We start from the raw sequence: 13,332 nt of genomic DNA on the forward strand, positions 1-13,332 counted from the left end.
GCAAGATGTGGGGTTTAGGTTGAGTCGTGCGCCATGGGAAGGCGCAACCGAAGTGGATAGAAGGAATACAGATCAAATCGCTTTATTAATAGGTAAAGTATTGCGCTCAGTAGTATATCTATTGGAATGCTCAATGGAATTGATACCACTAGTAGTCAACCAAGGCAATGTTGCTGGGTAAGCCCCTCTAATTAATAAACTAGTCAAAAAAGGGGTTGACCATGGCAAAAAAGTATGTTGTAGATTTAAGCGAAGAGGAAGTTTTACAACTGCAAGCAATCCTCAAAAAAGGAAAGCACAAAGCAAGAAGTATAAACCGTGCAAACATTCTTGAAATGGCATCTGAGGGAGAAACGGACACGGCGCTGCCGCAGTTCGAGTTCATGTTGCCAAGGTGGAAAGGACAAGAGAAAAATTTGTGATTGGTGGATTAGAGTTTGCTTTAAAGGATGGGGAAAATCCACCAAAACCCAAAAAATTAGATGAGGAACAAGAAGCATTTTTGATTGCGACTGCTTGTTCTAATCCGCCAGAAGGAAGAGTGCGTTGGACAATGCAATTATTAGCGGAGCATTTAGTGAAGGTTGGTATCATAGATTGAATCTCAGACGAAACAATACGCCAAACTCTAAAAAAAATGAAATTAAACCGTGGTTAAAAGAAAAGTGGTGTATTCCCGAAGTTAACCCAGAGTATGTGTTTAGAATAGAAGATGTTTTGGATTTGTACAATGAGCCATATGATCCAAAAAAACCTACACTCTGCCTAGATGAACGCCCATATCAATTATTAGAAGAAGTAAGACTTCCTTTGCCACCAGAACCACATCAGCCTGAAGGTTATGATTGTGAGTATAAACCCAATGGTGTTGTAAATTTATTTGGCTTTTTTAAACCAATAGCCGGGTGGAGGCATATTGAAGTTACACAACATCGGACAAAGGCTGATTTTGCTAAACAATTCAAAGATTTACTAGATGTTTATTACCCCAAGCTGATGTGATACCTTTACTTGTTGATAACCTAAATATTCATACTCCAAGTGTTTTATGTGAAGTTTTCTCTCCACAAGAAGCACGCCGCATGATTGAAAGATTAGAGTTTCACTATACTCCTAAACACGCTTTTTGGTTGAATCAAGTAGAAATTGAATTATCAGTTTTATCTCGCCAATGCTTAGAACGACGTATTCCTAATGTAGAAATATTATCTTCTGAAATTGCTACTTGGGAGTCACAGCGTAATCAACGAAAACCCAGTGTTTATTGGGGTTTTAAAACCAAGGATGCACGTAAAAAAATGCAGTGTTTATATCTGAGCATTTAACCCAGCAAAATTGCCTTGGCAGACTACTAGCTTGACCAGTGCTAATTTAGCTTTCAACTACTCATTACTGATATTTAGGAAAAATGGGAGGTGAAGTTAGTCTTCATTGCTCCCATTTTTTATTAGTTATTCAGTTATCAGTTACCCAAGTATATCATAGACAAGGCAAAACTTGCAAAAATTTAGGACGTATTCAGTCAAGGAGACAGAAGGCAGTGGTTAGGTTGGACCCTTCAACAAGCTCAGGATATTACAGGCTCACCAACCAAGCAGAAGGCAGGATTTGGAAAATTTTGTTCACTGATGTGTTAGGTATTGGTAAGCGTTAAGGGGGGTAGAAGACAGATAGGCAAAAATTCCCCCAAAGATCTGATAAATTAAGTGACAATATTTAATTTTTGGAGATGCCTATTATATTCAAAAGGCCAACATCGTTGGAGCCAACGAAACCAGCTTTTATCAATGAAATCTTGACGGTTTTAATCCTGAACAACGAAAAGCTTGGTTATGGGTTGCAGTCACACCCCTAGTCACATCTTTTCAAGTTGCCCTCACCGGTTGTACTCAAGGTGCAAGAAACTTATTGGGTGAGAACTTCAGTGGAATTCTAAACTATGACTGTAATGGTGCTTATGGGTAGACCTGGAATGTCGGCAATGATGTTAGGCCTATCTGCGACGGAAATTTATCAAAATTTCAGAAGGGACTGGAGTGTCAGCAGAATTAGGAACTCCACTGGTTAAACAACGAGAGAAGTTATTTGAGTTGTGTCATCCAGTCAGAGATGGTACTTTATCTGGCGATGATTTTGATGAGTTGGTTCAAGATATTCGCTCATCCATGAGAGCCACTTTACAAGAACCTCACAAATACGAAATTACAACCAGGAGAAAAACACCCTTGGCAAAAACAGTTCGCACTTGTCGTCAATAACTGAAAGTTGAGTCGGCGATGTGGTTGTTCCTCTCGATTCCAGGTTTTGAGCCGACTAATAATGCTGCGGAAAGGGCTATTCATCTTCCTATGATTTGGCGATGCACTAGTACAGTACGGCCTAAATAAACCGACCATTCCAAATCACTGAAAAGCTCACGCCGTATACATTTTGAACTTTGTTGCGCAGCCTGATGGAAGCACTATTTTCTTAGCGTAGCTCTTCTGAAAGAACCATTTTGAGTTCACGGCGGTACTAGTTTTGGTCCTCAAAGCCAGGCTGGTCGTGTTTTTGTTGCCCGGATACTCACGGTGGTAACAACCCTCAAGTCCAAAAAGCGTAATGTTCTGGAGTTTATTACTCAGGCTTTTGTTGCTGCTCCTGGTGGTACAACTACCCCTTCTTTGCTTCCAGAAGCTACTACTTGTTCTGATGATTCTGAAAAGTTGAAAGCTGCTTGATTTGATTCCTTAATTTTGGGGGTTGTTTTTCGTCTTCTCTATACCCCCTGAAGCAATACTGTTCGGTTAAGGAAATAGAGAGGGTAAGAATAAGAGAAAAGAGTTCGCGTTTTCATTAGGAGAACTAAGAACCAACAAAAAGATTGATAAATTCTCACACACTCTCAAACAAGTGATGAGAGAGAAAATAGTCAAATTGTTCAATTATAAATTGAGAAAGAAAAAATTAGTCTAGCATGAAAATAGATATATTTAACTTGCCAGTCTAATAATTTGAGACGATAATTGTTGTCGGGGAGTACAATTGTTCCTGTGACTGTGTTTTTTAGTCTTAAACTTAGAACGTGCTTTCTCGAGCAGTCTGGGATTACTTCGCTGTTGTCGGAAAGGAGTTTCCAAATGAGTATTTCTGCCATCGACCAACTATTATATAAACTATAATATAAATCGATATCCCCCAGAGTATGTATCTGAAGTTGAAACTCAGGAATAGCAAGTCGAATCACCCGTAAACTACCAACAAAACTTAACCTGAAAGGAGAAATATTCCTCAAATTAGCAGGTTAAAAAATCAAACAACGTAGGCAATATTGAACCAATAACCAACCATAAATTTCTTGCACTACCTCACGATGACTCTTAGAAAGAATAGGAATTTTGCGTGCCAATAGATGTACTTTCAATTCATCTAAAGTATTCTCAGCTTCCCATCGTTTATGGGAATCCTGTGCTAATATCAAAGCCGGAAACTTATCAACATCAATTAAATTAGTAATCAACCGATACGTTTTCAGAGTACCATTCTCATTAATAACATATTCAATAATATGAGCCGAAATTCGTTTTGCACCCTTCTTTCTCGACACTCTATCAGGTGGAATCCATGGTAAATAAGAACCATCTGTCAACGTTTTAACTACTTCAAATCTGACATGGGCAGGAAGGCGACCAAGAAAAAAGACCTTGTTGTTTGATGACAGCATGAACCATCTTAAAAGAAAAGAATGTAATCCTCTGTACCACATTAATAACATACTAGAGTTAATACTGCGTAGTAGTTTTAAAGCATTTCTTCCTTCTCTCATGCGATAGGGAGAACAAAAAGCATCTATGATTAAATGAGTAACTGGTTCCACTCAAAATACTAATCTAACTTTAGGAAAAGCTGGATATGTCCCTTGGGGAGAACCAGGATAGCTGAATACTCTAGCATTTGTTGGAGTATATGGAACATCGAAAACTGTTCCATCTATAGCCATGATTCTTAATCCTCCCAAAAAGGGACCAGGCGTTAATATTGTTGCTAAGGGTTTGACTACTAGTTCAAATAATCTCTCCATTACAGCTGCTTCGGTTCTTTGATGGGATTCTGTAATTGATCAAGCAGATGGGGTTTAAAAACCTAAACCTGATGGTATGTGTAAAGAACTCAAACCATGAGTGAGATTTTTGAATACATTAACTATTAAGGTAGATGACCAAAAACTCATGGCAATTACTAAGGTGACTATGACATAATTTGGTAGTATTCTTAGTCTCCGTTGAGAGCTACAAATAGTTTCAATGACATTGGTTATGGTTTGTGGTATAATTACCTGTGACAAAGCCTTAATTACTTATTTAGGATCTACACAGGCTGTTTGTAACTGAAAATTTACCAGTGACATATACTATGAATTGAATGAAGTCCTTGTGGAATTTTCGTTATCAAGTTTTAAGATATTAAATTTAGTCGTGTTCTCGATAGTATTTCGAGAACAATATAACTTTTCTAAATTGATCATATCTATGAAAGAAGATGATCTGATTGCCAGAGCGGAAATGCTCCAACAAGCGAGCGATTGCGATGGTGCAACTGATGATTCAAAAAATTAAAGCTAGTGGGGAAATAGCGCCTCCTGGTTGCTGTGGTTCTCGTTACCAAGCACGGGGTAAACAAGGGGTTTAGTGGGACTACAAGTTACACGCTTTTCAAGCAATTTTTCCTACCACTCAACCAGACAAATTGAGTAAGTACAACCATTTAGGCAAGGCTGGAAGCCCTGCTCATATTGATGCAGTCCGCTCGGTTCCTAGAAGGACTTAAGTTGATTACTGACAATCATGTATTGATTCTCTCTGATAAAACTGGGCTGATTTATACAACAGTCTCAAAGAGAAAAAGTAAGCCTCTCAATTCTTATAGTTCTCGTAAGCGAACTACAAACTCCTTTCTCTTGTTCTTACCTCCTGTTTTTCCTTAACGAAACAGTATTGCCCCCTGAAGGGTTACGTAATTTCATAAACTTGCAATGGCAAATTATCAGGGTATTTAAAAGAGGTAGATTTCGTTCCTGTAATTTCATAAATCCTGATATTTTCAAATTTGATATTGTGAGATATTAAATAACTAAGGCATTCCTAAATATCTTCAACTCCAAAAGCCAGGTGTCTTAATCTACAGGCTTCAGGATTGCTAAATCTTTGCTGAGGATCAGTAGGAAAAATAATTTAACTTGATTATTTCCTAGTTTTAGATCTAGTTTACAAGAGTTCCTTACACTACGAAATGTTTGATTAATAGTCTGACAATCTAATATTTTATGAAAATGTTTTGCTTTTTGGTAATCGGAATAAATAATAGCTACTTGATGAATGCTGGAAGTTTTCATGGTTTTGTGAGATTTTGAATGTTCGATTTTTTCTGGTAAACAGGAATTATAATAACAAATACAGTTCCTGTAGCATATCTAGAAAAGCATTCCAAGTTGTCATTATGCCTTTGTGTAATAGTTTGATAACTAATTGACATTGCCATTCCTGATTAGTATTCCCATCAAGAGCAAAATCATGACAATCCCAGCCAGCACTATTAATGTGGAAGTCAGAAAAGTTTTGCCAACTTGCCGCTGCATTTGTCTCAACTCTAGGAAAGTGATTGCTAAACCCCTTCTGGCCGAAGTCCTAAACAGCACACTACTGAAAATTAGTACTTACACTAGGGTATTCTTTATACTGTCATATTTCCTTGGTAGCAGCAATACCTGTATTTTCCCCCTGATTAATGCCTGGTAGCAGTTCTGGATATTTGTCTTTATAATATAACTGCTCACTGTTCCCGCGACTATCTGCGAGGATAAGTGTTCAGTGGGAAGTTCAATGGACTGGGTAATGGACAAAGCACGAGTGCGAGCTTGTTTATCTAGTAGTCCACCAAGGCAATGTTGCTGGGTAAGCCCATCTAATTGATAAACTAGTCAAAAAAGGGGTTGACCATGGCAAAAAAGTATGTTGTAGATTTAAGCGAAGAGGAAGTTTTACAACTGCAAGCAATCCTCAAAAAAGGAAAGCACAAAGCAAGAAGTATAACCCGTGCAAACATTCTTTGAATGGCATCTGAGGGAGAAACGGACACGGCGCTGCCGCAGTTCGAGTTCATGTTGCCACGGTGGAAAGGACAAGAGAAAACTTTGTGATTGGTGGATTAGAGTTTGCTTTAAAGGATTGGGAAAATCCACCAAAACCCAAAAAATTAGATGAAGAACAAGAAGCATTTTTGATTGCGACTGCTTGTTCTAATCCGCCAGAAGGAAGAGTGCGTTGGACAATGCAATTATTAGCGGAGCATTTAGTGAAGGTTGGTATCATAGATTCCATTTCAGACGAAACAATACGCCAAACTCTAAAAAAAATGAAATTAAACCGTGGTTAAAAGAAAAGTGGTGTATTCCCGAAGTTAACCCAGAGTATGTGTTTAGAATAGAAGATGTTTTGGATTTGTACAATGAGCCATATGATCCAAAAAAACCTACACTCTGCCTAGATGAACGCCCATATCAATTATTAGAAGAAGTAAGACTTCCTTTGCCACCAGAACCACATCAGCCTGAAGGTTATGATTGTGAGTATAAACGCAATGGTGTTGCAAATTTATTTGGCTTTTTTGAACCAATAGCCGGGTGGAGGCATATTGAAGTTACACAACGTCGGACAAAAGCTGATTTTGCTAAACAATTAAAAGATTTAGTAGATATTTATTACCCCCAAGCTGATGTGATACCTTTACTTGTTGATAACCTAAACATTCATACTCCAAGTGTTTTATGTGAAGTTTTCTCTCCACAAGAAGCATGCCGCATTATTCAGAAATTAGAGTTTCACTATACTCCTAAACACGCTTCCTGGTTGAATCAAGTAGAAATTGAATTATCAGTTTTATCTCGCCAATGCTTAGAACGACGTATTCCTAATGTAGAAGTATTATCTTCTGAAATTGCTACTTGGGAGTCACAGCGTAATCAACAAAAACCCAGTGTTTGTTGGGGTTTTAAAACCAAGGATGCACGTAAAAAATGCAGCGTTTATATCCGAGCATTTAACCCAGCAAAATTGCCTTGGCAGACTACTAGGTCTAATCTAATCAGGTGATGTTAGTCCACAAAGTTCCCAAACCAACGGTAGCAAGGGATAAACCGCAAGTGAGGAGAAGTGTCTTTGATAAACTCTGTGTACGTAATTAGGAAAAACCCTTCAAGCTTTCCAACCCTCCATTGCAGTAGTAATCAGTTCCCGATTGATTTAAACATCCTGACGTAGCAAATGCCCTACTCTTTTATCAGACTGGAGTAATTTCCTCATCAGTCTAAGTGCTTCCTGCAAGCCACCATGGTCTTGAAACATCCGTTTTTGTATTGTGATGTTGATCTCAGCTTCTAAAAGTTTTTTTATCTTCTGCTGTCATGGTTTTAAGCCATACTCTCTGATTACCATAATTTTCTTAGTTATCGACTGCATTCGTATAGTCCTCCCTTAATTCGCGATGCATCATCGTGAATCATCTCTCCTTTCTTTCATCTTCTTGCCAAATTGGGATGCTCCCGTGCAAAATCTGTTGAGTTTGGTAATGGGTAATATCATGTCGGGTGATATAGTTATGATTCCCGCATTTTCAGAAAAATGCTGAATACTTCTTAGAGGCTATTGATAAAGTAAATGTAAAGAGGAGTAGAAAAGGAATGTTGGAAGGATAGGATACATAACATGTAGTGTATTTACATAGCTAATCATGGAACGAAAGTCTTACCCCACAGACTTAACTGATATGGACTAGGAAATCCTGGCCCCATTGATTCCATCAGCCAAAGAAGGAGGGCATCCACCCACAACAGATATGGGTGAAATATGTAATGCCATCTATTATCATTTGAAAACTGGATGTCAATGGAATATGCTTCCAGGTGACTTCCCGCCAAGGTCAACGGTATATAGCTATTACAGTAAATGGCAGGGCCAGGGGGTCTGGGAAAAATTCAACCATACATTGGGTAGTCAAGTTCGCTCGAAATTAGGTAAATCAACACAACTTACCGCGCTCGCCGCAGACAGTCAGTCGGTCAACACTGACCAAAAAAAGGGGATGTGTATGGTTTTGACGGATGTAAAAAGGTAAAAGGAAGAAAGGGGCAGACTTTAGTTGATAGCCTGGGATTTGTGTTTAAAGTTGTTGTTAGTGAAGCGAATGCCCCAGAACGAATACTTGCTGCCTATGCACTAATGGAACTGCTAGAGGAACCCACAGAATTATTGGAAAAAGTCCAAGTTTTATGGGTTGATTCCGGTTATGACGGTGATAAATTTGCACTTGCAGTTTGGTTCCTGATTCAAGCTCATGTTGAAGTCATAGGACCTACTGAGCAAGAATTTAAAGTTTTACCACAACCCTGGGTAGTAGAAAGAACATTTGGGTGGTTTAACCAATATTATCGTCTAAGCAAGGATTATGAGCGTTTAACACAAATGAGGGAAGGGGCTATATATGCTCTTATGACTAGAATTATGCTACTTCCTATTGTCTCCTAAACATTTACTTTATAAATCATCTCTTATAGCAATTAAGAGTTAATAAAAATTAAGCAATCCACATTTAACAGGGGTTTATACGTTGGGAGAATTGGTATTAGCTGCCGTTTTTATGATCAGTATTTAAAGGAGACAATATTCTAACCCGCACTTGATATTCTTTCTTTATTATTCCCAAAAAATTTCTGGATATTAAAATCGCCTAATATTTCCTTTGCACTTAATTGCTAAAAGAAATATCAGGCGGCTAGAAATTTACTACTCTCCGTGTATACTTACTATTGCAAATATCACTCCCTCACAATAGTTTTCGAGACAATCCTGGTTTTTTTGCGGTCTGCTTCAGAGAGTTCTTCACCGGCTTGCAAACGAGTAGCGGAAGATTGCAGCACTGTTGCTGCACCAATATCACCGATTTGTAAAGCAGTCTTAGCGGCTGTTTGTAGCATTGTGATAGCACCAGTGCGATCACCCTGTTCCAGTTTTGCTTCTGCTACTTGAGTTTGGCGATATTTTGCCAATACCAAAATTGATTTGATCACTTGTGAATCAAGTAGTGGTTGGTAAGTTTTAGTGAAATTGGCATAAACTGGTATGAGTGGGGAAAGTAAACCTTCTTGGTTAATAGCTGGGTCATCATAGCGTATTTGGATATGTCCAATTACTTGTTCCCCTTCTGGCAACTGTCCCAAATAAATATTCGCTAAAACTACCCGTTCTACATCTTTCATCAAGTCTCCCAAACGCACAATTAAGCTACCATTGGGTTCTGTTTCCACTGGTAACTCAATGGTTTCTGGGGCAACTTGGGCAATGGGTTTTAGTTCTGCTAAACGCACACTAGGGACTAGAGACAGCAATAAGTGGGCATTGGTTAAGCCCACAGACTGAATTCGCTTAAGCAAGCGACTAAATTGATCTACGGCTTGTTGTGGACGCTCAATATAAGCCAGAGTACCACCACCAGCATCAGCAATTTTTTCCAGCAAATCCTGGTTCCAGTCATTGCCAAAACCGAAGGTGTTGAGCGTTAGGCTTACTCTAGTGGCTTTTTGTGCTAGTTCCAAACAACGTTTCTTGTCATTGGGGCCCATCTCCCACTTCCAAATTTTTAACCCCCTGTCACCATGTCCATCTGTCAACAAAAATGCTTGGGAAACAGCGCCTTTTGTCCCTTTGAGTAATTCAGTAATTCCCAAAGATAAACCTTCGGCAATGATTGTGCCACCACCAGCTTTGAGTCTTTTGTGCAACTGGCATTTGATGCTCTCAGCATCTTGGACGATTTGGTTAGGGATAATGACCTCAGAAGTACCTGCAAACGCGACAATTGAGATGTGATCGCCTGGCTGGAGTTGAGCTAATAATTGTTCTACAGCCTGAATTACGGTGTTAATGGGTTCGCCGTGCATAGAACCGCTTTTATCCAGAATCAGGCATAAATTCAACGGTAAACTTGGGTCAAGCTCATCAGCAATGGAAGAAATGGAAATTGCCAGTTGACGTTGGTTACTCAATTGAGTAGCGTCAACATTAGTATCGTTGAGTGCCGATAGTAATTGAACTTTCATTTAGGAGGAGCATCCTGCAACACAGTTTTTGAGACAATCCTGGTTTTTTTGCGATCGCTTTCGGATAACTCGTCCCCAGCCTGTAAGCGAGTAGCCGAAGTTTGCAACACCCTTGCTGCACTAGCATCTCCCATTTGCAAAGCTGTTTTTGCTGCAGTTTGTAGCATTGTCGCTGCCCCAGACCGATCACCCTGTTGTAATTTCGCTTCGGCTAACTGGGTTTGGCGATATTTGGCTAAAGCCAAAATTGACTGCTGCACATGGGGATTAGAACTTGGTTGGTAAATGCGCTCTACATTCGCATAAACTGGTATTTTCAGGGAAAATAAACCGGTTTGGTTCAGGGCGGGGTCATCGTAGCGGATTTGCACATTAGCGATCGCCTGTTTACCTTCTGGCAACTGTCCCAAATAAATATTAGCCAAAATTACCCGTTCTACGTCTTTCATTAAATCTCCCAACCGCACTGCAAGCCGACCATCAGCTTCTGGTTGTACTGGTAACTCAATTGTATCTGGTGCCACTTGGGCAATAGGTTTTAGTTCAGCTAAACGGACATTGGGTAACAGTGAAAATAGCAGATAAGCGTTAGTCAATCCCACCGTTTGCATTCTGCTAAACAAGCGACTGAACTTATCCACTGCTTGATTAGGGTGTTCAATATGAGACAGATTCCCTAGCCCCGCATCGGCTATTTTTTCCAAAATATCCTGATTCCAATTGTCACCAAAACCCAACGTATTCAAGGTTAAATTATAGCTGGCTGCTAACTGAGCGAATTTCAAGCAGCGATTATTATCACCATGTTCATTTTCCCCATCTGTGAGTAAAAATGCTTGGGAAATAGTGTCCTTTTTACCCTTGGCTAACTCCTCAATCCCCAGCCGCAAACCCTCATCAATAGCAGTTCCTCCATCAGCTGTTAGGCGATTGATTTGCTGTTTGATCTGGTTGCGATCAGAAATTATCTGATTAGGGACTAAAATCTTAGCACGGTGGTCAAAAACGACAATACTCAGCCGATCTTCGGAACTGAGTTGATCAACCAGCAAAGAAACTGCTTTTTTCACAGTTTCGAGTGCTCGGCCATTCATCGAACCACTATGATCTAAAATTAAGCATAAATTTAATGGCACTCTGCGATCCAGAGTTTCGCCAACAGCCGAAATAGAAACCGCCAACTGACGTTGACTGCTTGGCTGACACGCGTTTAATTTAGCGTCATTGAGAACAGGCTGTAAGTTAACCTTCATAAACTAATTTTCCTATCGAGATCATCTATATCTATTTAATAGATAACTCCAAAAGGTAGCTTCATCGCTACGGAGAACAGCTATATCAATAACCTTGCCAATAAAAAAACAGGCTGTAGGAATTTCTCCACCTACAGCAAATTGGCTAAAACTATTTTCAGCCAATTTGCTGGTTATTTAGTCGAGCTTAGTATTGATTAATATATAGATTAAGCATATAACAACTCCACCTCACTAGCCACTTACCTTACTAGGAAACCAAACTGAAATTGCTCCCACTGAGGGTAACATTAGGATTACCTAAGTAAGCAAACTCAAACACTCCCACTCCACTGAGAATATTATCATTTTGATTGTAGAATAAACTACCAGAACTTTGACTATAGACAATAGGGGAATTACTAGCGTCTACAAACTCATCATCAGTAACCACCGCAAAATCTGTTAATGACTGTCCAACAGAGTTACTAATCGCATTGAAGGTAGTCTTACTCCGTATAATCTAGTCTAGTCCCATTTTAAACTGGGTAATAAAGTCAACACTTACCATACTAGTAAATACCCCATTGCTTTGTAATAAATATTTATCACTATTTACTCTACCAGTGAGATTATCATCACCTGCACGTCCCCAGAGAGTACGATTTCCCGCAGCGCCTATTAGTTAAGTTATTCCCGTCACCACCCATCACGCTATTACCCAGGGAATTACCGATGGTCATTTCCTGTGGCACCAGTAGTGTGTTCAATCACGTTATTGGCAGAGAGAATGAGTTTCAGATTTCTATTGACCGTCTGGGAGGTAGTGACAGCCAAATTGACCCTGATGCTCCACTAGGATTATTTGTATCAATAGCATCGAATACTAAAGTGACTGTTTCGATAGTAGTGTCAATTCAATTATAGAAAACAATACCTTCGCGAATTTACGAGGGTTCAACGGATGTAGAAAGATTGTGAATACGACCAAGAGAGGTAAGCTTGGTAACAATGTGGGCTAATAAAATAGGTTCTAGTTGTTCCGGAGGCATTTTTTACATTTCAGGAACATATCGAAAACGACGACAGTAAGCCTTAAGATTAACAATGCCAGAGCCGGAACTATCTTGACGGAACTGAGGTAGAATATAATGAGATAAGTTAAGCATAAAAGAAGAAATATTACCAGCATTAGTCACAGATATTTGACCCAGGTTCATAAAATCTCCTAATCCCCAAAACTGTTTAGCATCACGAAAATTAAATTTGATTTGGAAACGAAGTTCGTAGTGGTCAATTATTTTCTCATATGACAAACTTAGGTCACTAGAAAATAGAATTACGTGACTGCGAGCATTAGTTTTAAGATTGGTTTTCACCAAAATAAATACATTCAGGGGCTGAGGAAATTCTTTGTGCAGTAAAGTAGCTTGATAAGTATCGGTTTGGATATCTTCTTCAAGACTACTGTAACGCAAATATTCATCAGCAATAAATATTACGGTAGTCCAGCTGATCTCCCTTTCAGTTCAGCAGTCCCCTCCAGACGGGTTTCCCGTCGCAGGGGACTGCTGAACTGTATTTACGACGGGAACGATGATTCGAGTCAGGATTTTGGTAAGGTATCTATAAAATGCTGAATCGTGGCGTAACTTGGAAATTATGTGCAAGTTAATCTGCCGAGCCATCTGGAAAGCACTGTTGTTCCCAAAACTGTATGAAAGAATCTCATCACTGTCCGATAACTACCACCAATAACTGACCAACGGGAAATTCCCAACATTATTACTTATCTGCTCATCCCTAACATGGCCATGATAATTCGGCTGAACTACCGCATTGTCGTCACTTTTATTTCTGGTAGTAGGTGTTGCATAGTGTTAGGATGTGGAACATGGTATGTGTATGGCTTTCGAGTTTTTGTTTTGGAAGACTATAACTCTACTAGATCAGCGCTCTCTTCATACTCTT

The 13,332-nt window shown here is 39.3% G+C and carries 7 protein-coding genes and 5 pseudogenes; 6 read left to right on the plus strand and 6 right to left on the minus strand.

Annotation, left to right across the window (positions count from 1 at the left end):
* The first annotated feature begins 221 nt into the window (after positions 1-221).
* The 3 genes and pseudogenes from AAZO_RS43790 to AAZO_RS35420 all read left to right on the plus strand — a co-directional run.
* Positions 222-1,325: pseudogene (locus AAZO_RS43790) on the plus strand (IS630 family transposase).
* Positions 1,326-2,036: 711 nt separating this feature from the next.
* Positions 2,037-2,258, plus strand: coding sequence for a hypothetical protein (locus AAZO_RS26740; protein WP_049790718.1), 222 nt, complete (start codon positions 2,037-2,039; stop codon positions 2,256-2,258).
* A gap of 255 nt (positions 2,259-2,513) precedes the next feature.
* Positions 2,514-2,720: pseudogene (locus AAZO_RS35420) on the plus strand (hypothetical protein); the annotation flags it as partial.
* Between the two features lie 476 nt (positions 2,721-3,196).
* Here the strand turns inward: AAZO_RS35420 and AAZO_RS43795 are convergent.
* A pseudogene (locus AAZO_RS43795) lies at positions 3,197-4,297 on the minus strand (IS4 family transposase); the annotation flags it as partial.
* A 230-nt stretch (positions 4,298-4,527) separates the two neighbouring features.
* Between AAZO_RS43795 and AAZO_RS42515 the strand changes: the two are divergent.
* Entirely contained in the window at positions 4,528-4,668 is a 141-nt protein-coding gene (locus AAZO_RS42515; protein WP_338026863.1) for a hypothetical protein, read from the plus strand.
* Positions 4,669-5,152: 484 nt separating this feature from the next.
* On the opposite strand, the gene AAZO_RS42520 is transcribed toward AAZO_RS42515, so the two are convergent.
* Complete coding sequence (locus tag AAZO_RS42520; RefSeq protein WP_338026864.1) at positions 5,153-5,371, minus strand: VOC family protein; 219 nt, start codon at positions 5,369-5,371, stop codon at positions 5,153-5,155.
* Between the two features lie 603 nt (positions 5,372-5,974).
* Between AAZO_RS42520 and AAZO_RS30435 the strand changes: the two are divergent.
* Positions 5,975-7,127: pseudogene (locus AAZO_RS30435) on the plus strand (IS630 family transposase).
* Positions 7,128-7,812: 685 nt separating this feature from the next.
* Positions 7,813-8,558, plus strand: a protein-coding gene (locus AAZO_RS30440; protein ID WP_228371713.1) for an IS5 family transposase whose coding sequence is annotated in 2 segments (ribosomal slippage) — positions 7,813-8,101 and positions 8,101-8,558 — 747 coding nt in all. Because the reading frame shifts where the segments join, the coding sequence is not laid out codon by codon here.
* Positions 8,559-8,848: 290 nt separating this feature from the next.
* Here the strand turns inward: AAZO_RS30440 and AAZO_RS14075 are convergent.
* The 4 genes and pseudogenes from AAZO_RS14075 to AAZO_RS30445 form a co-directional block, all read right to left on the minus strand.
* A complete protein-coding gene (locus AAZO_RS14075; RefSeq protein WP_013191777.1) occupies positions 8,849-10,129 on the minus strand; it encodes a vWA domain-containing protein in 1,281 nt (426 codons plus the stop codon).
* Complete coding sequence (locus tag AAZO_RS14080) at positions 10,126-11,382, minus strand: vWA domain-containing protein (RefSeq protein WP_013191778.1); 1,257 nt, start codon at positions 11,380-11,382, stop codon at positions 10,126-10,128. The genes AAZO_RS14075 and AAZO_RS14080 overlap by 4 nt, the downstream gene beginning before the upstream one ends.
* A gap of 250 nt (positions 11,383-11,632) precedes the next feature.
* On the minus strand, positions 11,633-11,815 hold the full coding sequence (locus tag AAZO_RS14085; RefSeq protein WP_041640467.1) for a hypothetical protein: 183 nt from the start codon (positions 11,813-11,815) through the stop codon (positions 11,633-11,635).
* Between the two features lie 493 nt (positions 11,816-12,308).
* Positions 12,309-13,073: pseudogene (locus AAZO_RS30445) on the minus strand (transposase); the annotation flags it as partial.
* Positions 13,074-13,332 lie beyond the last annotated feature (259 nt).

Source organism: 'Nostoc azollae' 0708 (assembly GCF_000196515.1).
GTDB lineage: Bacteria > Cyanobacteriota > Cyanobacteriia > Cyanobacteriales > Nostocaceae > Trichormus_B > Trichormus_B azollae.

What these genes read in the sequence shown, in the direction of transcription:
- AAZO_RS42520 (WP_338026864.1), bottom strand. Translation starts at nt 5,371, where the DNA reads ATGAAAACTTCCAGCATTCATCAAGTAGCTATTATTTATTCCGATTAC.
- AAZO_RS14075 (WP_013191777.1), bottom strand. Translation starts at nt 10,129, where the DNA reads ATGAAAGTTCAATTACTATCGGCACTCAACGATACTAATGTTGACGCT.
- AAZO_RS14080 (WP_013191778.1), bottom strand. Translation starts at nt 11,382, where the DNA reads ATGAAGGTTAACTTACAGCCTGTTCTCAATGACGCTAAATTAAACGCG.